Annotated in this window: 27 protein-coding genes; 18 read left to right on the top strand and 9 right to left on the bottom strand. The window is 50.3% G+C overall.

From position 1 onward, the window contains the following. The first annotated feature begins 54 nt into the window (after positions 1–54). Together OGX80_RS10955 and OGX80_RS10950 are read left to right on the top strand one after the other, a co-directional pair. On the top strand, positions 55–708 hold the full coding sequence (locus OGX80_RS10955) for a DUF8377 family phage-derived protein (protein ID WP_134769495.1): 654 nt from the start codon (positions 55–57) through the stop codon (positions 706–708). Positions 709–731: 23 nt separating this feature from the next. Continuing rightward, positions 732–1,001, top strand: a complete 270-nt coding sequence (locus OGX80_RS10950) for a hypothetical protein (RefSeq protein WP_134769494.1) — start codon at positions 732–734, stop codon at positions 999–1,001. A 10-nt stretch (positions 1,002–1,011) separates the two neighbouring features. Here OGX80_RS10950 and OGX80_RS10945 read toward each other — a convergent pair whose 3' ends face one another. After that, positions 1,012–1,464 carry a glycoside hydrolase family protein gene (locus OGX80_RS10945; protein WP_134769493.1) on the bottom strand — a complete coding sequence of 151 codons (453 nt, stop codon included), beginning with the start codon at positions 1,462–1,464 and terminating at the stop codon, positions 1,012–1,014. Between the two features lie 39 nt (positions 1,465–1,503). Here OGX80_RS10945 and OGX80_RS10940 point away from each other — a divergent pair, with 39 nt between their 5' ends. The 4 genes from OGX80_RS10940 to OGX80_RS10925 are packed head-to-tail and all read left to right on the top strand — an operon-like array spanning position 1,504 to position 3,131. After that, positions 1,504–1,938 (top strand): hypothetical protein, encoded by a 435-nt coding sequence (locus OGX80_RS10940; protein ID WP_134769492.1) that lies wholly within the window; start codon positions 1,504–1,506, stop codon positions 1,936–1,938. Beyond that, a complete protein-coding gene (locus OGX80_RS10935) occupies positions 1,938–2,510 on the top strand; it encodes a hypothetical protein (RefSeq protein WP_153258318.1) in 573 nt (190 codons plus the stop codon). Before OGX80_RS10940 ends, OGX80_RS10935 begins: the two co-directional genes overlap by 1 nt. After that, complete coding sequence (locus tag OGX80_RS10930; protein WP_153258320.1) at positions 2,507–2,836, top strand: hypothetical protein; 330 nt, start codon at positions 2,507–2,509, stop codon at positions 2,834–2,836. Before OGX80_RS10935 ends, OGX80_RS10930 begins: the two co-directional genes overlap by 4 nt. A 1-nt stretch (position 2,837) precedes the next feature. After that, positions 2,838–3,131, top strand: a complete 294-nt coding sequence (locus tag OGX80_RS10925; protein WP_134769489.1) for a hypothetical protein — start codon at positions 2,838–2,840, stop codon at positions 3,129–3,131. A 9-nt stretch (positions 3,132–3,140) separates the two neighbouring features. Here the strand turns inward: OGX80_RS10925 and OGX80_RS10920 are convergent, their stop codons facing one another. Then, complete coding sequence (locus tag OGX80_RS10920; RefSeq protein WP_153258322.1) at positions 3,141–3,593, bottom strand: hypothetical protein; 453 nt, start codon at positions 3,591–3,593, stop codon at positions 3,141–3,143. 62 nt (positions 3,594–3,655) lie between these two features. Here OGX80_RS10920 and OGX80_RS10915 point away from each other — a divergent pair, with 62 nt between their 5' ends. The 3 genes from OGX80_RS10915 (at position 3,656) to OGX80_RS10905 (ending at position 6,338) form a co-directional block, all read left to right on the top strand. Then, on the top strand, positions 3,656–4,381 hold the full coding sequence (locus OGX80_RS10915; RefSeq protein WP_153258324.1) for a class I SAM-dependent methyltransferase: 726 nt from the start codon (positions 3,656–3,658) through the stop codon (positions 4,379–4,381). Between the two features lie 354 nt (positions 4,382–4,735). Then, a complete protein-coding gene (gene bssR, locus OGX80_RS10910) occupies positions 4,736–5,119 on the top strand; it encodes a biofilm formation regulator BssR (RefSeq protein WP_024130501.1) in 384 nt (127 codons plus the stop codon). Between the two features lie 103 nt (positions 5,120–5,222). Continuing rightward, entirely contained in the window at positions 5,223–6,338 is a 1,116-nt protein-coding gene (locus OGX80_RS10905) for a PQQ-dependent sugar dehydrogenase (RefSeq protein WP_115181798.1), read from the top strand. On the opposite strand, the gene OGX80_RS10900 is transcribed toward OGX80_RS10905, so the two are convergent. Next, complete coding sequence (locus tag OGX80_RS10900; RefSeq protein WP_049008548.1) at positions 6,335–6,961, bottom strand: glutathione S-transferase family protein; 627 nt, start codon at positions 6,959–6,961, stop codon at positions 6,335–6,337. The genes OGX80_RS10905 and OGX80_RS10900 overlap by 4 nt on opposite strands. Before the next feature lie 244 nt (positions 6,962–7,205). On the opposite strand from OGX80_RS10900, the gene dacC reads away from it, so the two are divergent. Next, entirely contained in the window at positions 7,206–8,408 is a 1,203-nt protein-coding gene (gene dacC, locus OGX80_RS10895; protein WP_024130500.1) for a serine-type D-Ala-D-Ala carboxypeptidase, read from the top strand. A gap of 106 nt (positions 8,409–8,514) precedes the next feature. Here dacC and deoR read toward each other — a convergent pair whose 3' ends face one another. Next, positions 8,515–9,273, bottom strand: coding sequence for a DNA-binding transcriptional repressor DeoR (gene deoR, locus OGX80_RS10890; protein ID WP_058668858.1), 759 nt, complete (start codon positions 9,271–9,273; stop codon positions 8,515–8,517). Between the two features lie 71 nt (positions 9,274–9,344). Further along, a complete protein-coding gene (gene ybjG / locus OGX80_RS10885; protein ID WP_012133117.1) occupies positions 9,345–9,953 on the bottom strand; it encodes an undecaprenyl-diphosphate phosphatase in 609 nt (202 codons plus the stop codon). Positions 9,954–10,265: 312 nt separating this feature from the next. Here ybjG and OGX80_RS10880 point away from each other — a divergent pair, with 312 nt between their 5' ends. Further along, positions 10,266–11,498, top strand: coding sequence for an MFS transporter (locus OGX80_RS10880; protein WP_058668863.1), 1,233 nt, complete (start codon positions 10,266–10,268; stop codon positions 11,496–11,498). 38 nt (positions 11,499–11,536) lie between these two features. On the opposite strand, the gene OGX80_RS10875 is transcribed toward OGX80_RS10880, so the two are convergent. Together OGX80_RS10875 and OGX80_RS10870 are read right to left on the bottom strand one after the other, a co-directional pair. Beyond that, entirely contained in the window at positions 11,537–12,352 is an 816-nt protein-coding gene (locus OGX80_RS10875; protein ID WP_012133115.1) for a Cof-type HAD-IIB family hydrolase, read from the bottom strand. Then, the gene (locus OGX80_RS10870) at positions 12,352–13,560 is read right to left on the bottom strand and encodes an MFS transporter (protein ID WP_024130499.1); all 1,209 of its coding nucleotides are present in this window, start codon (positions 13,558–13,560) and stop codon (positions 12,352–12,354) included. Before OGX80_RS10870 ends, OGX80_RS10875 begins: the two co-directional genes overlap by 1 nt. Positions 13,561–13,646: 86 nt before the next feature. Here OGX80_RS10870 and OGX80_RS10865 point away from each other — a divergent pair, with 86 nt between their 5' ends. Continuing rightward, the gene (locus OGX80_RS10865) at positions 13,647–14,189 is read left to right on the top strand and encodes a TetR/AcrR family transcriptional regulator (RefSeq protein WP_071259595.1); all 543 of its coding nucleotides are present in this window, start codon (positions 13,647–13,649) and stop codon (positions 14,187–14,189) included. 167 nt (positions 14,190–14,356) lie between these two features. Here OGX80_RS10865 and OGX80_RS10860 read toward each other — a convergent pair whose 3' ends face one another. Continuing rightward, positions 14,357–16,042 (bottom strand): aspartate:alanine antiporter, encoded by a 1,686-nt coding sequence (locus OGX80_RS10860; protein ID WP_115181797.1) that lies wholly within the window; start codon positions 16,040–16,042, stop codon positions 14,357–14,359. Positions 16,043–16,312: 270 nt separating this feature from the next. Here OGX80_RS10860 and OGX80_RS10855 point away from each other — a divergent pair, with 270 nt between their 5' ends. Then, positions 16,313–16,690, top strand: coding sequence for an inner membrane protein YbjM (locus OGX80_RS10855; protein WP_024130498.1), 378 nt, complete (start codon positions 16,313–16,315; stop codon positions 16,688–16,690). 30 nt (positions 16,691–16,720) lie between these two features. On the opposite strand, the gene OGX80_RS10850 is transcribed toward OGX80_RS10855, so the two are convergent. Beyond that, on the bottom strand, positions 16,721–16,984 hold the full coding sequence (locus OGX80_RS10850) for a GrxA family glutaredoxin (protein ID WP_115181796.1): 264 nt from the start codon (positions 16,982–16,984) through the stop codon (positions 16,721–16,723). A 170-nt stretch (positions 16,985–17,154) separates the two neighbouring features. Between OGX80_RS10850 and OGX80_RS10845 the strand changes: the two genes are divergently transcribed. From OGX80_RS10845 to potF, 5 genes are all read left to right on the top strand, one after another. Then, positions 17,155–17,445 carry a YbjC family protein gene (locus tag OGX80_RS10845; protein ID WP_049009778.1) on the top strand — a complete coding sequence of 97 codons (291 nt, stop codon included), beginning with the start codon at positions 17,155–17,157 and terminating at the stop codon, positions 17,443–17,445. Next, a complete protein-coding gene (gene nfsA, locus OGX80_RS10840) occupies positions 17,429–18,151 on the top strand; it encodes a nitroreductase NfsA (RefSeq protein WP_071259591.1) in 723 nt (240 codons plus the stop codon). Before OGX80_RS10845 ends, nfsA begins: the two co-directional genes overlap by 17 nt. Positions 18,152–18,203: 52 nt before the next feature. Further along, complete coding sequence (gene rimK / locus OGX80_RS10835) at positions 18,204–19,106, top strand: 30S ribosomal protein S6--L-glutamate ligase (RefSeq protein WP_024130496.1); 903 nt, start codon at positions 18,204–18,206, stop codon at positions 19,104–19,106. An 89-nt stretch (positions 19,107–19,195) separates the two neighbouring features. Continuing rightward, positions 19,196–19,672, top strand: coding sequence for a YbjN domain-containing protein (locus OGX80_RS10830; RefSeq protein WP_047457888.1), 477 nt, complete (start codon positions 19,196–19,198; stop codon positions 19,670–19,672). A gap of 417 nt (positions 19,673–20,089) precedes the next feature. Then, positions 20,090–21,202 (top strand): spermidine/putrescine ABC transporter substrate-binding protein PotF, encoded by a 1,113-nt coding sequence (gene potF / locus OGX80_RS10825; RefSeq protein ID WP_012133103.1) that lies wholly within the window; start codon positions 20,090–20,092, stop codon positions 21,200–21,202. Positions 21,203–21,292: the final 90 nt, after the last annotated feature.

Genomic DNA, 21,292 nt, shown 5'->3' with positions numbered 1-21,292 from the left:
GTAACAGGAAGGACAATAACAATTGATATATACACATTTACATAAGGTTTTTCTATGTCAGGTTTTCAGGCTTATAATTCACATGGTGCTCTAACGATCGATTCAAATAATAAATCTATAGTTATGTCAACCGTAAAGGCGATGGGTACATTAACCGATGTGGGATACTATCTGTTACCATCAAACAGTATTGGTAATGGTTCTACACTCGGTTTCCTCAACTATGCTTTTTGGGGGAGTACTCCCGGCTTGCGATGGTTCCAGCTACAATCCAATGGAAGATATTGTTTCCCTGGTGCGAATCTCTATGAGGCAGGTACGGGAAGATTTATGTTTTCCAGTAACACTACAACATTACAGAGTGGGTTTTGTGATGTTTTTGATGCGAGTGGTAAACTGATATGGTCGGCGGCAAGTGCTGGTACAATGCCCCGTATACGTGATTTCTTTACTGTACCAAGTGGTCATAATCTGGGAACGGCAATTACGCTAACTACTGCATTTGCAGATCCGTGGATTTGCATTAGTCAGTGTCCCGGAAACGTTTCTGATGATGGCGTGGTAACAGGTATGAGTGGTGTACTTATTAAACGTAATAGTAGTACATCATTCACATTACAGTACATTAATAAAAATCAGAAAACTTATACACAGGCAATGGGTAATAATGGATTACAAATAGCCCTTGCAAGTTTTACTGGTTACTAAATAACAGCTAAGGAAATAATAAGATGGGAATAGAAACACTTGCTATTATCATTGCTGGAGCGGGTTTTTTATGGACAGTGTTTCGTGATAAATCACAGGATGTTGATGATATTAATGAGCGTATTACTGTACTTGAAAGTAAAGTAGAAACTCATAGTACAGAAATATCCAGGCTTGAGAAAGGGCAGGATGAATTAGAAGATAGTCTACGCAGTCTACAAGATCAGATTCATAAAATGGACCTGAAAATAGAACGTATTCTGACAATTCTCGAAAAACAAAAAGGGGCTTAATGCCCCTTTGCTATTTGTTTTCCAGTTGCTTAATCATATCATTCAGGCGATTTGGTGTCTGTCGATACCAGAGAGAATCTTTAGCCTGATTAATTGCTTCTTTCCAGTTTTGTGCTTTAAGTGCTGCAATCATCTTTTTAAACTTTTTAACTCCACCTAAACCAAGTTGAAACGTCATGATAATCATGAAATCTTCCCAGTCTTTTGGTAGTGAAAGACCTAATGTAGCTACATCACGTTTGGTACGGTCAATATCCCACGCCAATAGTAAATCGGCGTCCATTGGCGTAATACCATTCTTAAACTTTTCTCTTTCACTATTCAGTACTAAATGACCATACCCGATAGTGTCATATCCTTCTGAATCTTTATACATCCAGAATTTACCGTTCTTATAGTAACCGCGAGTCATTTGATACTCTTTAGTACCTTCATAAATGATTAATCTATCTTTTAAGTCCATTTTATAAATACCTTATAACAATAATAATATGAGGTATTTATGGTTGACTGGCTTTATTCACCGGACTGGAGTGAAGATGATATTACTTGTGGCAGATATGCAGGATTTGTTTATGTATTCTTCTTTCCTGATACAGAAGAAAAATATATTGGGGTGAAACAAATTTATAAAGGCATCAAAGATGCTAAAAAGATAAAGGAATCTTCAATAGAAAATGGATGGCGTGAGTACAAAACAAGTAGTAAGAGAGTACAGGATATGATTGATTCAGGAATGAACTATACCCGTACTATTCTATGGGCGTTCCCCACAATGACAGAAGCAAACTACGCCGAGGCAATGTTAATCATGATTCATTCCCTTGATTACAATATTCTCAATATGGCGATGATGAGTAAATGCCGATTGCCTAAAGGTGAACAGCAACGAAAAATGAGGGGGATTATTCAAACTATTGAAGGGTGGTTAAATTAATGGCAAAGAATAATTTAGTAAAGATAAAGGGTACTAAGCAAGTACAATCCTATATCAATAAAGAAGGTAAGAATTTTAATAATGAGTTTCGTAATGAAATGATTACTAAAATGAGAGAGGTTTCACGAGAATTACAACTTGGAATTAATAATGCCGCAGATGGTGGTGTAGTACCGTTCACAGGAAATGCAATGTTATATTTCTTCAATAAACGGGCGACTGGTGTTACCTGTACTATTCAGGTTAAGGATATACAGGCACAGTACTTATATGGTTCGATTATAGAGCGTGAGAATATTGATAAGTTTATTCCTACAACTGACGCGAAACTAACTAAGCAAGGTAATATTACGGGACTAAAAGCCAACCTTAAGAGTGGTAAATATAAAGTAGTAGAACATAAGGATGTAAAACGAATCATTGATACCCGTAAGAAAGATAAGCGTGTTATTGCCCGTAAAGAAAATAAAGCACGTAAGATTATATTTGATTTTTATAAGGAAGCGGACACCAGAATTATTAAAGTCATAAACAATATACAAGGACAATATAGTATAAGGAATCCAAAATGATAGATCAAATGAGTCTACACTATGAGGAACAAACATCATATATATTAGTAGACAACGTAACGCCATTGATGAACAGCCTACCTTTTCCACGTGGGTATATGGGAAATAAAAAACTAAAGAAGGTACTACGCGAGCATTCAGCTAACGACAATGTACAAAACATAATGAATATTGCATTCCAGAAACCACAGGATTTAAACATTGGTGATATCGTTGACTGGTCGTTACGTGGCATTGATCTAAATGTAGTTGTACTTTGTCATGAAAAAGCCTTTGTCAAAGGTACATATGTATGGATGGTTGTTGTTGGAATTATAGAGGAATAATATGGTTAGTATAATAATTGAACTACTTAAATCTGGAATGGATTTTTTCATTAAGAAGAAAACCATTGATCAGGAAGTACAGAAAACGAATGCAGAAGGGCAAATTGAAGTAAACAAAGAAGAGATTACAAAGAACACTTTTCACTGGCGTAACTTTCTTGGATTTGTACTTACTCTTATCATCCTTTATAACTGGATTATCGTTCCAGTACTGGATGCTTTTGGAATAGTAGTAATTCAGGTTCCATTAGGACAACTCTTACAGGTGTTATTGATTATGGTTGGTGGAAGCTAAGAAAGCCCCTTATGGGGCTTTTTGTTTTCTTATCCTTGTTGTAACAACAATCTCTTTTTCCGATTCATTTATCTCTGAAATTTCTATGTATTTCTTTATTTCATTGTTGTTGTTTTTTCCGTTTTTTGTATCCCAGCATACTATTATACTTAAACAAACAACCAGTATCCCATATATTACAGTCTCTAAACCTGATGCTCCTCCATATACATAAGCAAAGGGAATAGCGACTACAGATATTGTCACACTACAAATAGTCCATATATCAATAGGCTCTTTGCCTTTCTTCCATACTAACTTTTGCAAATTAATAGCCACATAATTAGTACCAGCCAATACTGTTAATATTAGAGATATAGCTCCGAAAGCCAGCATTGGTGTTTTCCAAAAAAAGTCAAGCAAACCAAAGAAAATAAAAACAAATAATGCAAGCACTATCAGTGGCTTTAAGTTACGTTCCATACAGACCCCTAATAATTATTATTTTCCTAAATACCCGTACAACAACTGTACAAGGGTATTTTATGGCAAGAATTACAAAAAGGGAATCAGCATTACACATACAAGTAATGGATTTAGTTCATTCAGATAAGCAATTAACACAAGATGATAAGGAATTCATATTCACCAATTATAGGGGGGATGGTATTGGTGCCACTGGTGCCTTCTTCACCCCCGAAATGTTGGCATGGGATTTCATACTTGATGCTGGTTGTACTGGTGACTGTATCGAACTATGTGCGGGTATTGGTCGTCTTAGCTACTATCAATTTCTACGTAATAAACCAACACACATTACATGCGTAGAACTCAATCCAGAGTACGTAATGATCGGGAAGAGAGTGTTACCAGAAGCCGAATGGATCACCGGGGATGCCCTTCAATACACACCAGACCGTTTCTATCGTGTTGCTTATGGCAATCCACCATTTGGTAAGATTAAGACGTCAGAGGCGTTTACAGGTCGTTATACAGGCTCAGAATTTGAGTACAAAGTGATTGAACACGCTTCTAAGTTTTCATCCTATGGTGCATGGATAGTACCGCAGGGTTCCGCAGGGTTTGTTTACAGTGGGGTGCATTGTTATGAACGCAGGGAATCGCAGAAGTACAGTAAGTTCGTTAAGGATACCGGGTATACGTTCCACCCAGGGGTAGGGATCGATACGAGCATTTACAAGGACGAATGGAATGGTACGAAGGTAATCTGTGAGAGCGTGATTGTTGATTATGATGGAGAGAATTTATGATTTTTTTGTATTATTTCAGTGCATTATGTTGATTGGTTGTTTTGTCTCTTACTTTATTTCTTGATTGTTAGGGCAGCCCAGGGAAACGAAGCCGATTTTCGGCTGGCGGGTTACATTGCTCATAGCTTAAAAATTGTTCAGTTATTGGAATGGTCAGGGCAGGGATTCTACAGAGATCCGGGCAAAAAATGTATCGCTATCTCATCGCCTGTGCGGGTAAGCGCGCCACGGGGTTTATAGCAAATATGTAAAGTATGTTAATACCGAGTGAATTATTGATCTCAGGCAGCACTTTGTTCAAAAAATGACCATACTATTAAGTTGCAGTATGGTTGGAAAGAGGAGGAACAAGGTATGGTCGTTGACAGACTAAGAACCGAGCTACTTAACAAGCTGATAAACGCCCGAATCGATCTCGCCGCTTATTTGCAGTTAAGAAAGGCGAAAGGCTATATGTCAGTCAGCGAAAGTGATCATCTGCGTGACAACTTTTTTGAACTGAATCGTGGACTTCACGATAAATCACTGCTGCAAGGTCTGCATCTGGATCAGGAAGAATGGAATGCTTTACATCGTGCTGAAGGCGCACTGGCAGCCGCCGCAGTATGTCTCATGAGCGGACACCATGACTGTCCGACGTTTATCGCCGTCAACGCAGAGAAACTTGAAAACTGTCTGACAACATTGACGCTGAGTATCCAGAGCCTGAAAGCGCAATCACCGCTTGAACAGGTCTAAGTCAGGGGGAGGCGACTCCCCCTTTTCGTTAAGTTTTTGTAAAAATCATTCCGCGCTGTCCCTTGCTGACTACGCTTTAACGCAGGGTCATACAGGAGGCGGTATGCGTCGGACACTTTTCTCTGTTGCCTTATTGGCACTGTTTTCTCCCTTCGTGAATGCAGAAACCCCGGCGGTGAAGGTGGAGGTTTTGCAGACCAAACTTGATCACCCCTGGGCGCTGGCTTTTCTGCCGGATAATCGCGGTATGTTGATAACTCTCAGAGGCGGCCAGCTTCGTCACTGGCAGGCGGATAAAGGGCTTTCCGATCCGATAACGGGCGTGCCGAAGGTCTGGGCGAACGGGCAGGGGGGATTACTGGACGTGGCGCTCGCGCCTGATTTTGAGCAGTCTCGCCGCGTCTGGCTCAGTTTTTCTGAGGCCGATCGCGAGGGGAAAGCCGGAACGGCGGTTGGCTTCGGGCGACTCAGCGATGACCTGAAACATCTGGAAGAATTCCAGACTGTTTTTCGTCAGATGCCGAAACTCTCAACCGGTAATCATTTCGGCGGACGACTGGTATTTGATGGCAAAGGCCATCTGTTTATCGGGCTTGGCGAAAATAATCAGCGCCCTACCGCACAGGATCTGGACAAGTTGCAGGGCAAAGTGGTGCGCCTGACCGACCAGGGGAGCGTGCCGCCGGATAATCCCTTTGTGAATCAGACCGGCGCGCGCCCTGAGATCTGGTCGTACGGCATACGTAACCCGCAGGGTATGGCGATAAACCCGTGGAGCGGTGCGCTGTGGTTGAATGAGCATGGCCCGCGCGGCGGCGATGAAATCAATATTCCCGAAAAAGGTAAAAATTATGGCTGGCCGCTGGCAACCTGGGGCATCAACTACAGCGGCTTTAAAATCCCGGAAGCGAAAGGTGAAATTGTCGAGGGAACGGAGCAGCCGATCTTCTACTGGAAAAAATCGCCAGCGGTCAGCGGCATGGCGTTTTATAACAGCGACACGTTCCCTCAATGGAAGCAGAAACTGTTTATAGGCGCGCTGAAAGAGCAGGATGTGATTGTCCTGAGCGTTAACGGCGATAAGGTGACGGAGGACGGACGGATTCTGGGCGACAGAGGGAAACGTATTCGCGATGTGCGCACAGGACCCGACGGTTATTTATATGTCTTAACCGACGAGTCCGACGGAGAACTGCTGAAAGTCAGCCCACGCGCTTAGCTGACCGGGATCATCACCGTTTTACGAAACGCCGGGCGTTCGGTAAGTTGCTGATACCAGCGCTCAAGGTGAGGGCGCGGCGTCCAGCTCAGGCCAACGTTAAACAGGTTGTAGACGAAGGGGGCGATCGCGATATCCGCCGTGCCGAACTCCGCGCCGGAGAACCAGGTCTGGCTGGCCAGCGCCTCATCAAGAATGCCAAACAGGCCGTCGCAGACGTTGGCGCCGGCGTCGATCGCCGCCTGGTCGCGCTGCTCCGGCGGGGTGCGGACTAAACCCATCAGGATCACGCGATGCGCCGGGCTTAACGTCTGGTTTGCCCAGTCCATCCACTTTTCCCCTTCTGCCCGTCGCGCCGGAGAGTCTACCCACAGACGTTTTTGCCCATACTGCGCCGCCAGATAGCGGACGATGGTATTGGACTCCCAGAGCAAAACGTCCGTTTCATCATCGCGCAGCAGCGGCACCAGGCCATTCGGGTTCATCGCCAGATAGTCAGCGTCATGATTCAGCCCGAACTGCCCGCCTGCCAGAATTTGCGTATAAGGCAGCTCCAGTTCATCGAGCGTCCATCGCACTTTTTTGACGTTGGTTGAGTTATTCCGTCCCCACAGCGTAATCATAGTTACCCCTCAAATTGTTCTGCAATCGGTATCCGACTCGTCCCATGGTGGGATAAAGCTAACATTTACGCAACAGCTTGCAAAAAAATCCTCACGGAGGCAGCGCAGCGTGGCGTTATTGCATAAACTTTAAAAACTTTACCAACTTACGGTTTCTTTAAGTTCGTTAGTGCGTTATTACTCACCGCACTTATAACACGGTGGTATGGCGTGTTTTTTTGGAATGGATACTCGGGTGGCATTTATGACGCAATACTCTTCTTCCCTTCGTAGTCTTGCTGCGGGTTCAGCACTCTTATTCCTTTTTGCGCCGACGTTACAGGCGGCTGAGCAGACAACGGCGCCGCCGAGCGTTGATGCGCGCGCGTGGATTTTAATGGACTATTCCAGCGGCAAGGTGCTGGCGGAAGGCAACGCCGACGAGAAACTGGACCCCGCCAGCCTGACCAAAATTATGACCAGTTACGTCGTCGGGCAGGCGCTGAAGGCCGGAAAAATTCAGCTCACGGATATGGTGACGGTAGGAAAAGACGCCTGGGCCACGGGCAACCCGGCTCTGCGCGGTTCGTCGGTCATGTTCCTTAAACCCGGAGATCAGGTCTCGGTATCCGATCTCAACAAGGGTGTGATTATTCAGTCGGGTAACGACGCCTGTATTGCGCTTGCGGATTATGTTGCCGGGAGCCAGGAGTCGTTCATTGGTTTGATGAATGGTTACGCGAAAAAACTGGGGCTGACCAACACAACGTTCCAGACGGTTCACGGCCTGGATGCGCCGGGGCAGTTTAGTACCGCGCGTGATATGGCGCTGCTGGGCAAAGCGCTGATCCATGATGTGCCGGAAGAGTACGCCATTCACAAAGAAAAAGAGTTCACTTTCAACAAGATTCGCCAGCCGAACCGTAACCGCCTGCTGTGGAGTTCTAATCTGAACGTTGATGGCATGAAAACCGGGACAACGGCAGGCGCCGGATACAATCTGGTGGCCTCTGCGACTCAGGGAGATATGCGTTTGATCTCCGTCGTGCTGGGGACGAAAACCGATCGCATCCGTTTTAATGAGTCAGAGAAATTGTTGACCTGGGGCTTCCGCTTCTTTGAAACGGTGACACCCATTAAACCTGACGCGACGTTCGTGACTCAGCGCGTCTGGTTTGGGGATAAGAGCGAGGTGAATCTGGGCGCGGGAGAGGCGGGTTCCGTGACGATTCCACGCGGACAGCTGAAAAACCTGAAGGCCAGCTTTACGCTGACGGAACCGCAGCTAACCGCGCCGTTGAAGAAAGGCCAGGTTGTCGGCACTATCGACTTCCAGCTCAACGGAAAGTCCATTGAACAGCGTCCGCTGATGGTGATGGAAAACGTGGAAGAGGGCGGCTTCTTTGGGCGGATATGGGACTTCGTCCTGATGAAATTCCACCAGTGGTTTGGCGGCTGGTTCTCTTAATCGCGGTGACGGTGCCGGATGGCGTTAACGCTTATCCGGCCTACGATACGTGCATATTTGTAGGCCGGATAAGGCGCGGCAGCGCCGCCATCCGGCAAACCCTACATCAATACATCAACGTAATGCGCTGCGCTTTGGCATAATCGACAAACTCATCGTCGGGGCGGCAGTCGCTCACTACCGCATCAAAACGCGTTAATTCGCCCATCCGCGCGGGTCGCACCTTGCCGAATTTACTGTGATCCACCACCAGGACATGGTATTGCGCCATCGACATGGCCCAGTGTTTCACCGGCAGTTCTTCGAGGTTAAAACAGGTTGCCCCTTTGCTGATATGAACGCCTGCGGCGGAATAAAAGGCGATATCAGGGCAGATATTATTCAGGGTTTCCTGAAAATCGAGCGGTTTGAAAATGGCGTTGCTGGCGTGAAATTCCCCGCCGCACAGAATCGCCCGGCACAGCGGTTTTTCCTGGAGCGCCAGAAACGTATTCAGGGAATAACAGACGGCGGTGAAAGGCAATTCGTTATCAATGGCTTCAATGATCCACGGCGTAGTGGTGCCGCAGTCAAAAAAAATCGTCTGATGCGCCTGTACCAGACCGGCGGCCAGCTGCGCGGCGCGGCGCTTCTCTTCAACCAGACGGGATTTTTGATCGCTCAATAAATAATGGCTGGCGCTGCGGGGTTCCAGAACAATATACCCGCCCAGTAACACGACGGGCGCGCTTTTATTATTCAGGTCGCGACGAATGGTCATCTCCGATACGCCCAGCAGAGTCGCGGCTTCTTTCAGGTGTAATTTATCGCTGCGTTTTAGCGCTTGCAGCAATTGACCAATACGCTCGTCGCGTCGTGTTTCCATAATTCCCCTGGACAGTTGAATAAGCACTCTGCACAGTACAGAGCGCTTAATACTACTCTTTTTTCACCAGGTTAGTCACGTACCCAGCCTTTACGAATGGGCAGCGCGAAGCAGACGCGGTAGCACGTTTGTAGGCCGTGGTAGAGAGCAACCCCATATTTTTGCCACAGCATTTGCGTGCTCAGGCAGCCGATCATCCCGACCAGCAAACCGCCGAGCATATCCAGCGGCCAGTGAACGCCGAGGTAAACGCGTGACCAGGCAACCGTCACGGCCAGCGCCATGAGCAGTACGCCAGACCAGACGCGGTGCCAGAATAAAAACGCCAGCGCAAAGGTAAAGACAACGGTGCCGTGGTCGCTCGGGAAGGAGTCATCGGGCGCGTGATGCAGGAAGTTATAGCCGATACGATCGACAAAAGGGCGATCGTGCGGGAAAAGATGCCCCATTATCCAGGAGATCGTCAGGCTGATGAGCAGCGCGATACCCATTTTAATCACCAGCTGGCGTTGAGCGCAGACCCGATCGCGCGGCCCCCATAACCAAAGCACAACGGCCAGCAGCGGCACGATGTTAATCAAATCTCTGGCAATGAAAATGGCCAGAGCGATCATCCACTGTGCGGAGTCGGGGGTGGCATTGATTAAGTAAAACAGCGAGTTGTTAAGGTTTTCCAGCATAACATCCAGACTCAGTGCAGTGATTAAACGAAACGACCCTACGTGCTCCGGGTAAGGGCGAGAATACAAAGTGCCGCAACGGGGGGAAAGCGGTATTGTCTTATTTATCTGTAAAATGAGGAGATTTAAGACAATGGCGCGAGCTTATTCGCCATGATAGCGCCAGCAACTTAAATTAACCTTAAAGCAAAAGGTCACGAAGGATGATTATGTAAAAATGTGCGCATTTTGTTTTTAAATCACATAATTCGCTATCTCAGGTAACGTACTTTCATTACACTTTGCGCGATTTTTTATTTGCGAAGAGATTGCATGCAAAACCTTTCACAAACAGGCGTCCGGCTCGGACGTCAGGCACTGCTTTTCCCTCTCTGTCTGGTGCTTTACGAATTTTCTACGTATATCGGCAACGATATGATCCAGCCGGGGATGCTGGCGGTGGTGGAACAGTATCAGGCCGGGATCGACTGGGTTCCGACCTCGATGACCGCCTACCTGGCGGGTGGGATGTTTTTGCAGTGGCTGTTAGGGCCGCTGTCGGATCGTATTGGACGCCGCCCGGTGATGTTAGCGGGCGTGATCTGGTTTATCGTCACCTGCCTTGCCACACTGCTGGCGCAAAACATTGAGCAGTTCACCCTGCTGCGTTTTTTGCAGGGGGTAAGCCTGTGCTTTATTGGCGCCGTGGGGTACGCCGCCATTCAGGAATCCTTTGAAGAAGCGGTGTGTATCAAAATTACGGCGTTAATGGCTAACGTTGCCCTGATTGCGCCGCTGCTGGGGCCGCTGGTGGGCGCCGCCTGGGTGCATGTTCTGCCGTGGGAAGGGATGTTTGTTCTGTTTGCCGTACTGGCGGCGATTGCTTTTGTCGGCTTACAGCGCGCGATGCCGGAGACCGCGACCCGCCTCGGCGAGAAGCTGTCGCTTAAAGAACTGGGGCGGGATTACAAGCTGGTGCTGAAAAACGTGCGGTTTGTTGCCGGCGCGCTGGCGCTGGGGTTCGTCAGCCTGCCGCTGCTGGCGTGGATTGCCCAGTCGCCGATTATTATCATCAGCGGTGAGCAGCTCAGCAGCTATGAATATGGCTTGTTGCAGGTTCCTGTCTTTGGCGCGTTGATTGCCGGGAATCTGGTGCTGGCGCGGTTGACCTCCCGGCGAACGGTGCGCGCATTGATTATCATGGGCGGCTGGCCGATTGTGGCGGGATTGCTGATCGCCGCAGCCGCGACGGTGGTCTCTTCCCATGCATATTTATGGATGACGGCGGGTCTGAGCGTCTACGCCTTTGGCATCGGCGTGGCGAACGCGGGGCTGGTGCGTCTGACCCTGTTCGCCAGCGATATGAGCAAAGGCACGGTTTCTGCGGCGATGGGGATGTTGCAGATGCTGATCTTTACCGTGGGTATTGAAGTGAGCAAGCATGCTTATCTGAGCGGCGGCAACGGCTTATTCAGCCTCTTCAACCTGGCGAACGGCATTCTCTGGCTGCTGCTGATGGTTATCTTCCTGAAAGACAAACGGGTAGGGGATTCACGGGAAGGGTGAGGCCCTCCGGCGCAGCGCCATCAGGCCTCAAAGAGGCATTACCCACTGAACGGGGCTTCGTTTTTCAGCACGCGGTCGATAACGTCCAGCACGCCTTCCGCGTTATTCGAGCCCGCCCGATATTTCGCCGCAGAGGCCACCGCCGCTCCGGCGTTTTCCATCGCAAAACTGAAGCCGGCCTGACGCAGCATCTCAATATCATTGCCGCCGTCGCCAAACGTCACGACCTCATCATTGTTAATCCCCCAGCGTTGTTGCAGCAGACGCAAGCCGTTCGCTTTGTGTACGCCGGGAATGATCAAATCGATGCTGCCGTAACCGGTGTGAACCGGCACCATGATATCGCCAATCGCATCATGCAGCGCCGTCTGAACCTGGGGAATACGGTCATCAGTAATGTTGAGGCCGAATTTAAAGAACACGTCATTGATGTTGTCGAAGCTGTCCACGAACTCAAGGCGATGGTAGTACATCGCCGCAACCTGTTTCAGTTCATCGTTGTACTGTTTCAGGGTATAGGCGCTGTTTTTACCGCAGGCGATGATTTCAATATCCGCGCGGGTCAGCAGATGATCGACAACGGCAGCAAAATCCTCTTTCGCCAGTTCGCCGTTGAACACGTCTTCGCCCTCGCTGACCACCCAGCCGCCGTTTTCAGCGACAAAGGCGATTTCGTGGGCGATCTCTGGAAAGAAAGAGATTAACTGGTAATACTGATTACCGCTGGCGACCACAAAACGGATGCCTTTCTGCTTCATTAGCCGATACTGCGCCATAAACCGGTCGCGATTATAGGTTTTTTGATCGCTCAAAAAGGTGCCGTCCATGTCTACCGCAATTAGCTTGATACCCATTAACTATTCTCCATAACAGATTGAGTGTTTGATGTTGGTTTGGCGACAGCCTTTGCGACAAGAGCGGCCAGGATGACCAGCGCCAGCACAACCAGCATTGCGCTGCGCAAACCATAATGTTCGCCAAGATAGCCCAGCAGCGGTGGCCCCACCAGGAAGGCCAGATAACCGGTTGTCGCCACCACGCTGACGCGGGTTGGCGCGTCCGGGCCGGTATCGCTGGCCGCTGAAATCGTTAGCGGGAAGCCAAGCGACGCCCCAAGCCCCCAGAGAATAACGGAAACGCCCGCGACCCAGGCGCTGTCGACGAAGATAATCAGACCAATACCGAGCGCCCCCATTAGCGCGCTGGCGCGGACTACCGCCACGCGGCTATAACGGTCGATAAACCAGCCGCCGGTAAAGCGCCCGACGGTCATACCGAGCGTAAAGCCCGCATAAATCAGCGAGCCAGACGTTGGGCTGAAGCCGTGACCATCCACCATCAGAAGCGGCAGCCAGTCGTTGGCGGACCCTTCAGCGAAAGCCATTGCCAGTACCACCACGCCGATCAACAGTAGCTGGACATCGCGATAAAAAGGTACGCCTTTTTCCGTTGTGTGGGCGCCGTCGGCGGCGTTTTTCCCCGTGCCGTCGGGAATGGCGCGAATAGCAATAAAAATGGGGACGATCGCGACGAGAGCCGCCAGCAGGATATGAGCGTTGGCAGGGACGTTAAAGGCGGTTAGCGCCATGCCGACGCCAGCGCCAGCCAGCGTACCGAAGCTGTAAAAACCGTGCATCATCGGCAGGACGGTTTTATTCATTTCACGTTCAACCGCCGCCCCTTCGACGTTGATAGCGACTTCGGCGGCGCCAAAGCTGGCGCCGAATACGCCTAAGCCAAGCGCAAAAACCAGCGGAGAAGCGAACCACAGCGCAATGCTGAGGATAACCATCCCCGCAACGGCGCAGGACATGGTGGTCTGAATGACGTTGCGCGTGCCAAATCGCTTTACCAGCCAGGCGGAGCACAGAATACCGCTCATCGAACCGATGGAAAGCCCAAACAGCACCGCCCCCATTTCTGCCGTTGAGACCGAGAGGATATCGCGAATGGCGGGGGTGCGGGTTGCCCATGAGGCCATCAACAGCCCTGGCAAGAAGAAGAACATAAAAAGCGCCCAGGTCCGGCGTCTTAAGGCTTTACGTGATGAGATGGCGGTCATTGATTCAAACTGAAAAAAGAGAATACAGAGGACAACACTAGCAAGTTTGTGTACATTTGTACACAAACGTGATGAGAGGAAAAGCAGTGCGACGAGCTAACGATCCCCTGCGGCGAGACAAAATCGTTCAGGCCACGCAGGAAGCGATAATAACGCATGGCATTCACGGCGTTACGCACCGCAAAATCGCGGCGATAGCGCAGGTGCCGCTCGGGTCGATGACCTATTATTTTTCGGGAATCGATGAGTTGCTGATCGAGGCGTTAAGCCGGTTTACAGAAACAATGTCGCACCAGTTTCAGTCATTCTTTGCCGATGTCACGAACGTTCAGGAAGCCTGTCACGCCATTACCGACATGATCTACAGCTCGCTGGTGACCACGCCAGATAATATGGAGCTGATGTACCAGCTGTATGCCTTCGCCAGCCGAAAACCGGCGCTGAAAACGGTGATGCAGAACTGGATGCAGCGCAGTCAGCAAACGCTGGAGCAGTGGTTTGAACCGGTGACCGCCCGCGCGCTGGACGCGTTTATCGAAGGCATGACCCTCCATTTCGTCACCGACAGAGCGCCTTTAACGCGGGACGATATTCTGGTCATGGTGAAGCGTATTGCCGGGCAGGCGTGAAATTCAGGCAACAAAAAACCCATCAACCTTGAACCAAAATGGCGGGGTTGATGGGCTCCACAAATTGGGGACATCAAAGAAAAGCAGTGGCACTAGTTATGACTGACGCCTTGAAGAAAAGTTCTGCTTACCTGCAAAAATTTTTCACTTAAAGGCAAACTTCAGTTTTATCCTAAGCCCGGCCAGATGATGACAATAAGTGTCCCCGCCAGCGTTAACAGAACGTTGGCTATCGCATAGGTTCCCGCATAGCCTAATGCCGGAATGTTGCTGCGCGCCGTGTCGCTGATGATCTCCATCGCCGGAGCACAGGTGCGCGCGCCCATCATGGCGCCGAAGAGCAGGGCGCGGTTCATACGTAATACATAAGCGCCGAACAGGAAGCAGATAATGACCGGCACCAGGCTCACCACAAGACCGGCAATCAACATTTGCCCGCCGACCGCGCCAAGCCCGTTCCCGATGCCGCTGCCCGCGCTCAGGCCGACGCCGGCCATAAAGACCATCAGACCAAACTCTTTCACCATGTTCAGCGCGCCCTGCGGGATGTACCCGAAGGTGGGGTGGTTAGCTCGCAGGAAACCGAGCATGATCCCGGCGAACAGCAGTCCGGCGGCGTTGCCGATGCCAAAGCTGAAATTACTGAACTGGAAGGTGATCATCCCGATCATCAGGCCGATGATAAAGAAGGCGCAGAAGGCCAGCAGATCGGTTACCTGACTGTGAATCGAGATAAAGCCGATACGGTCCGCGACGGTTTTCACGCGACGCGCATCGCCGCTCACCTGCAAGACGTCGCCTTTATTCAGCACCACGTTGTCGTCGATCGGCATTTCAATCTGGCTGCGGATCACGCGGTTAAGGAAGCAGCCGTGGTCGGTCAGCTTCAACTGGGCGAGACGGCGGCCTACGGCATTGTGGTTTTTCACGACGATCTCTTCGGTCACGATGCGCATGTCGAGCAGGTCGCGGTCGAAGACTTCTTTGCCGTTACGGAAGCTGGGGTCCAGCCGGGCATGTGCATCCGGGTAACCGACCAGGGCAATCTCATCGCCCATCTGCAATACCGCGTCGCCATCCGGGTTTGCCAGAATACCGTTACGGCGGATGCGCTCAATGTAGCAACCGGTCTGACGATAGATGCCCAGCTCGCGCAGATTTTTCCCGTCGGCCCAGGCCACCAGTTCCGGGCCAACGCGATAAGCGCGGATGACCGGCAGATAGACCTTGCGGTTGGCATCGGTATCCAGGCCGCGCTCGCGGGCAATCTGCTGGGCGCTGGTTTGCAGATCCTGATGTTGCAGTTTCGGCAGGTAACGTGCGCCGACAATCAGGCTGACCAGGCCGATGAGGTAGGTCAGCGCGTAGCCCAGGCTCAGGTTGTCCAGCGCGACCGAGAGCTGCGAACTCTCCATACCGGAATGGCGTAACGTGTCGCCTGCGCCGACCAGCACAGGGGTCGAGGTCATGGAGCCCGCCAGCATACCGGCGGTCAGGCCGATATCCCAGCCAAAGAGCTTACCCAGCCCTAATGCGATCAGCATCGCGCTACCGACCATGACCAGAGCAAGCATCAGGTAATTTTTGCCGTCGCGAAAAAAAATAGAAAAAAAGTTGGGGCCAGCTTCGACGCCGACACAAAAAATAAACAGCATAAAGCCCAGATTTAGTGCATCGGTGTTAATACTAAAGTGCTGCTGCCCTAATAATAGGGAGACCACTAAAACGCCAATGGAATTACCGAGTTGGACTGAACCCAGGCGTAACTTACCCAGACATAGCCCGAGAGCCAGGACCACAAATAATAACAGGATGTAATTCCCATTTAACAAATCTGCGACGTTTATATTCACGGAGACTAACTTCTTGTTTACCAGTAAGCTGTTGAAAGAAATGACAATTTACGCTAATGTTTTTGCCAGAAATTATGAGGCGTCGGCATCGTATCGGCGCTCAAATAAAAGCAGCACAACAATTTAATTCGCTAGTTTAATCTCATTACGTATCAACGGCTATAAGAATCGTGTGGGTGTGTTTTTGGCATGGAATGCCGAACGACTTTATCTGACTGGACGCCTTCGGGCGAAAAAAGTGTTCGATAGAGATAGTGTCAGGAGGAACGATTGAAACATAAACAAGGTTGGGCGGGTGCAATCTGCTGCTTTGTACTCTTTATTGTGGTGTGCCTTTCATTAACGATGCATATGAAAGGGGCATTTCGGGTTGCCGGGCATCCTGAGATTGGGCTGTTGTTTTTTACGTTACCTGGCGCGGTGGCCAGTTTTTTTTCCCATCGCAGAGAAGTCATTAAACCTCTTATCGGCGCCATGCTGGCCGCACCATGTTGTCTGGTTCTGATGCGATTTGTTTTTATGCCTACGCGCTCCGTATGGCAAGAACTGGCGTGGTTGTTCAGTGCGGTGTTCTGGTGTGCGCTCGGCGCGCTTTGCTTTTTATTTATCAGCAGCCTGTTTAGTCAGCGGCGTAAAAAGAACCGATAACGCCCTCCGGGAGAGGGCGTAAAGCAGCGATCAGGCGAACAGGTTCAGATTCTCTTTTGCCCAAACCTCAAAATCGGTGTAACCGCCGATGTGTTTCTGATCGACAAAAATCTGCGGTACGGTCTCTACCGGTTTACCCACGGTTTTTTCCAGATCCGCTTTGGTAATGCCTTCAGCATGAATATCAATATAGCGATAGTTAAAATCATCGCGCTCAGTGCTCAGTTTTTCTGCTAACTCTTTCGCACGCACGCAATACGGGCACCCTGGGCGACCAAAAATAACGGTAAACATTGTTTTTTCCTCGAACTCATAGCCTTGTGACGAATGGCGGCTATGATGCCGTTAAACGACGCGTCTGAAAAGCAGGTTGCGCCTGTTGCTTTGATACCTATAGGCTATATCTGTTAAACACGATAAACCTGAACGCGTTACACTGAGCATCCGTTATCCGGGAGGCCCTTATGCGCTCGATTGGCGCTTTACCCAAAAGCGTGTTGATTCTGGAAATTCTCGGTATGGTTTTGCTGGCAGCGGCGTTGCTGTCGCTCAATCAGTACCTCACATTACCCGCGCCGATGAACAGCCCGCTGGCGGTAACGGTGATGATATTTCTCGGTATCCTGCTTATGCTTCCCGCTGCGGTGGCGCTGATGTGGCGGATCGCGCAGCTTATTGCGCCGCAACTGATGACGCGCTCACCCGATTCTTCTTCCCGTTCAGCAAGAGAAAAACCGCATGACTCCAACCATTGATTTAATCCGTGGTCACCGTTCTATTCGTCATTTCACCGATGAGCCGATTTCCGATGCGCAGCGTGAGTCGATTATTGCTGCCGCGCGGGGAACCTCAAGCTCCAGTTTTTTACAGTGCAGTTCCATTATCCGCATTACCGATAAAGCCATGCGCGAAGCGCTGGTGCCCCTGACGGGCGGGCAAAAGCACGTTGCGCAGGCCGCGGAATTCTGGGTTTTCTGCGCTGATTTTAATCGTCACTTACAGATTTGCCCGGACGCGCAGCTCGGGCTGGCGGAACAACTGCTGCTGGGCACGGTCGATACGGCGATGATGGGGCAAAATGCGCTGACCGCTGCCGAATCCCTGGGGCTGGGCGGCGTCTACATCGGCGGTATCCGCAATCATATTGAAGCGGTTACGGAACAGCTGAAATTACCGAAATATGTCCTGCCGCTGTTTGGGCTGTGCCTCGGCTGGCCTGCGGATAACCCTGGCGTTAAGCCGCGCCTGCCCGCAGAACTGGTGGTGCATGAAAATCACTATCAGCCTGTGGATGCCGCGCTGCTGGCGCAATATGATGAGCAGATCGCGGAGTATTACCTGACCCGCGACAGCAATACGCGCCGCGATACCTGGAGCGACCATATTCGTCGTACCATCATCAAAGAGAATCGCCCGTTTATTCTGGACTATTTGCATAAACAGGGTTGGGCGACGCGCTAACACCCGGTGTATGATACGCAGGCTTTTACCAGGTCTTTTAGAGAGGTGCAGGGTGAAAATTGCCATATTGTCCCGGGACGGAACGCTCTATTCTTGTAAACGCCTGCGCGAAGCGGCGATGAAGCGCGGCCATCTGGTCGAAATACTCGATCCGCTTTCCTGCTATATGAACATCAGCCCGGCGGCCTCTTCTATTCACTATAAAGGCCGCCAGTTGCCGCATTTTGATGCCGTCATCCCCCGTATTGGCTCCGCCATCACGTTTTACGGTACAGCGGCGCTGCGTCAGTTCGAAATGCTGGGTAGCTATCCGCTGAACGAATCCGTGGCGATTACCCGCGCGCGCGATAAACTGCGTTCGCTACAGTTACTGGCCCGGCAGGGAATTGACTTGCCTGTTACTGGCATTGCGCATTCGCCGGATGACACCAGCGATCTGATCGACATGGTCGGCGGCGCGCCGCTGGTGGTAAAACTGGTGGAAGGTACGCAGGGCATTGGCGTGGTGCTGGCGGAAACCCGGCAAGCCGCAGAGAGCGTGATTGATGCGTTTCGTGGCCTCAACGCGCACATTCTGGTGCAGGAGTACATCAAAGAGGCCAGAGGGCGTGACATCCGTTGTCTGGTCGTGGGCGACGAAGTGGTGGCGGCCATTGAGCGGCGGGCAAAAGAGGGCGATTTTCGCTCCAACCTTCATCGCGGCGGTATGGCGAGTATCGCCAGTATCACGCCGCGTGAACGAGAGATCGCGATAAAAGCGGCGCAGACGATGGGGCTGGATGTCGCTGGCGTCGATATTCTGCGCGCGGAGCGTGGGCCGCTGGTCATGGAAGTGAACGCCTCTCCGGGTCTGGAAGGGGTAGAAAAAACGACGGGTGTGGATATCGCCGGGCGAATGATCCAGTGGATCGAGCGTCACGCCACCCCCGAATTTTGCCTTAAAACGGGCGGTTAATCGCAATATCGTTCCCGATCGTGGTATGACGCGGTCTTTTTGCGTAAGCTGTGCCGGTAATTTTTTATCGTAAGAGGTAGCACATTATTATGACATCACTGGTCGTTCCTACTCTGGATACGTTGCGTCAATGGCTCGACGACCTGGGCATGAGTTTTTTTGAATGTGATACCTGTCAGGCGCTGCATTTGCCCCATATGCAAAATTTTGACGGCATTTACGATGCGAAAATCGACCTGGTGGATAACACGGTGCTGTTTTCCGCAATGGCGGAGGTAAGACCCTCTGCGCTGCTGCCGCTGGCTGCCGATCTGTCGGCAATTAACGCCAGTTCGTTAACGGTGAAAGCGTTCCTGGATATGCAGGATGATAATCTGCCAAAACTGGTGGTTTGCCAGTCTTTATCCGTTATGCGGGGCGTGACGTATGAACAGTTCGAGTGGTTTGTTCGTCAGAGCGAAGAGCAGATTTCTATGGTGATTCTGGAAGCCGGAGCGCATCAGCTGCTGTTCAGCGCAGAAGAAGACGCGCAAAAAAGTAGCGCTGAAAATCATTTTCTTCACTGAAATCTGCGCACATGCAACCTGAAGAATGACGCGTATAACGCAGTCGCTGCCAGAGCGGCTGCTGTTTGCATTTTTTTATTCTGCCTTTAACCTTTCTTTAAAGAATAATTCACCTCCTTTCCGCCTGTTTCGCTTTATCACATAGACAAAACCTGCATAAAAAATTGATAAAAGGCGTTTTTTAATCTGAGCTATAGCCTCGAACCCTGGCTAAAGTTATTCTTGCGAAGCTTTTACACGTCATCCTTCAGACAACCTCCTGAATGATTTTGTGTATTTATGGCGAGCAATGACGGCAGGGAGAGAGCCCTCTCTTCTGTAACTGTGTCGAGTGACAAAATATGCACGTTTCTTGCATATCTTAGAATGCAACTTTTTTGGTTCGTTTGTTAACGAACTTTCAGAAGGAAAGAGATTATGACCGCCTTAAATAAAAAATGGCTATCGGGTCTGGTTGCGGGTGCTCTGATGGCCGTCTCTGCCAGCACGCTCGCCGCTGAACAAAAAACACTGCATATCTATAACTGGTCTGATTATATCGCCCCGGATACGGTCGCGAACTTTGAAAAAGAGACCGGTATCAAAGTGGTCTATGACGTCTTCGACTCCAACGAGGTACTGGAAGGGAAACTCATGGCCGGGAGCACCGGCTTCGACCTGGTTGTCCCGTCGGCCAGTTTTCTGGAACGCCAGCTCACTGCGGGCGTATTCCAGCCGCTGGATAAAAGCAAACTACCTGGCTGGAAAAACCTCGATCCAGAGCTGTTGAAGCTGGTAGCGAAGCACGATCCTGACAACAAATATGCGATGCCGTATATGTGGGCGACCACCGGTATCGGTTATAACATCGATAAAGTCAAAGCGGTGCTGGGGGCTGACGCGCCGGTCGATAGCTGGGATCTGGTGCTGAAACCTGAAAATCTGGAAAAACTTAAAAGCTGCGGCGTCTCCTTCCTTGATGCGCCTGAAGAGGTGTTCGCGACCGTGCTGAACTACCTGGGGAAAGATCCCAACAGTACCAAAGCGGATGACTACACGGGGCCTGCGACCGATCTGCTGCTGAAGCTGCGCCCGAACATTCGTTATTTCCACTCGTCTCAATACATAAACGATCTGGCGAACGGCGATACCTGCGTGGCGATTGGCTGGGCAGGGGACGTATGGCAGGCGGCTAACCGCGCGAAAGAAGCGAAAAACGGCGTGAATATCTCCTTCTCCATTCCGAAAGAGGGGGCGATGGCGTTCTTTGATGTGTTCGCGATGCCTGCTGATGCGAAAAACAAAGAAGAGGCTTATCAGTTCCTCAACTACCTGCTGCGCCCGGATGTGATCGCCCACATTTCCGACCATGTGTTCTACGCCAACGCCAACAAAGAAGCGACGGCGCTGGTCAGCGCTGAAGTGCGTGACAACCCGGGCATTTATCCGCCAGCGGATGTGCGAGCGAAAATGTTCACGCTGAAAGTGCAGGAACCGAAGATCGACCGTGTGCGTACGCGTGCCTGGACGAAGGTGAAAAGCGGTAAATAAGCCGCTGTATCAGAACGTTGCCCGGTGAGGTTTTCCGGGCAATGCGCACTTTTATGGTGCGTTTGCACTGATTTTTGTTTATGCCGGAGA

Source organism: Citrobacter sp. CK194 (genome assembly GCF_030333395.1).
GTDB classification, from domain to species: domain Bacteria; phylum Pseudomonadota; class Gammaproteobacteria; order Enterobacterales; family Enterobacteriaceae; genus Citrobacter_B; species Citrobacter_B koseri.
Note: the sequence above shows the minus strand (reverse complement) of the source record. Positions and strands in the feature narration are given on the sequence as shown.

Excerpts from the sequence above, each read along its gene's own strand:
- OGX80_RS10950 (WP_134769494.1), top strand. The coding sequence starts at position 732 with ATGGGAATAGAAACACTTGCTATTATCATTGCTGGAGCGGGTTTTTTA.
- OGX80_RS10920 (WP_153258322.1), bottom strand. The coding sequence starts at position 3,593 with ATGGAACGTAACTTAAAGCCACTGATAGTGCTTGCATTATTTGTTTTT.
- OGX80_RS10830 (WP_047457888.1), top strand. The coding sequence starts at position 19,196 with ATGACATCACTGGTCGTTCCTACTCTGGATACGTTGCGTCAATGGCTC.
- ybjG (WP_012133117.1), bottom strand. The coding sequence starts at position 9,953 with ATGCTGGAAAACCTTAACAACTCGCTGTTTTACTTAATCAATGCCACC.
- OGX80_RS10870 (WP_024130499.1), bottom strand. The coding sequence starts at position 13,560 with ATGACCGCCATCTCATCACGTAAAGCCTTAAGACGCCGGACCTGGGCG.
- potF (WP_012133103.1), top strand. The coding sequence starts at position 20,090 with ATGACCGCCTTAAATAAAAAATGGCTATCGGGTCTGGTTGCGGGTGCT.
- bssR (WP_024130501.1), top strand. The coding sequence starts at position 4,736 with ATGGTCGTTGACAGACTAAGAACCGAGCTACTTAACAAGCTGATAAAC.
- OGX80_RS10845 (WP_049009778.1), top strand. The coding sequence starts at position 17,155 with ATGCGCTCGATTGGCGCTTTACCCAAAAGCGTGTTGATTCTGGAAATT.
- dacC (WP_024130500.1), top strand. The coding sequence starts at position 7,206 with ATGACGCAATACTCTTCTTCCCTTCGTAGTCTTGCTGCGGGTTCAGCA.
- OGX80_RS10925 (WP_134769489.1), top strand. The coding sequence starts at position 2,838 with ATGGTTAGTATAATAATTGAACTACTTAAATCTGGAATGGATTTTTTC.
- OGX80_RS10955 (WP_134769495.1), top strand. The coding sequence starts at position 55 with ATGTCAGGTTTTCAGGCTTATAATTCACATGGTGCTCTAACGATCGAT.
- OGX80_RS10905 (WP_115181798.1), top strand. The coding sequence starts at position 5,223 with ATGCGTCGGACACTTTTCTCTGTTGCCTTATTGGCACTGTTTTCTCCC.
- OGX80_RS10935 (WP_153258318.1), top strand. The coding sequence starts at position 1,938 with ATGGCAAAGAATAATTTAGTAAAGATAAAGGGTACTAAGCAAGTACAA.
- OGX80_RS10915 (WP_153258324.1), top strand. The coding sequence starts at position 3,656 with ATGGCAAGAATTACAAAAAGGGAATCAGCATTACACATACAAGTAATG.
- deoR (WP_058668858.1), bottom strand. The coding sequence starts at position 9,273 with ATGGAAACACGACGCGACGAGCGTATTGGTCAATTGCTGCAAGCGCTA.
- OGX80_RS10875 (WP_012133115.1), bottom strand. The coding sequence starts at position 12,352 with ATGGGTATCAAGCTAATTGCGGTAGACATGGACGGCACCTTTTTGAGC.
- OGX80_RS10945 (WP_134769493.1), bottom strand. The coding sequence starts at position 1,464 with ATGGACTTAAAAGATAGATTAATCATTTATGAAGGTACTAAAGAGTAT.
- OGX80_RS10850 (WP_115181796.1), bottom strand. The coding sequence starts at position 16,984 with ATGTTTACCGTTATTTTTGGTCGCCCAGGGTGCCCGTATTGCGTGCGT.
- OGX80_RS10930 (WP_153258320.1), top strand. The coding sequence starts at position 2,507 with ATGATAGATCAAATGAGTCTACACTATGAGGAACAAACATCATATATA.
- OGX80_RS10900 (WP_049008548.1), bottom strand. The coding sequence starts at position 6,961 with ATGATTACGCTGTGGGGACGGAATAACTCAACCAACGTCAAAAAAGTG.
- OGX80_RS10940 (WP_134769492.1), top strand. The coding sequence starts at position 1,504 with ATGGTTGACTGGCTTTATTCACCGGACTGGAGTGAAGATGATATTACT.
- nfsA (WP_071259591.1), top strand. The coding sequence starts at position 17,429 with ATGACTCCAACCATTGATTTAATCCGTGGTCACCGTTCTATTCGTCAT.
- OGX80_RS10880 (WP_058668863.1), top strand. The coding sequence starts at position 10,266 with ATGCAAAACCTTTCACAAACAGGCGTCCGGCTCGGACGTCAGGCACTG.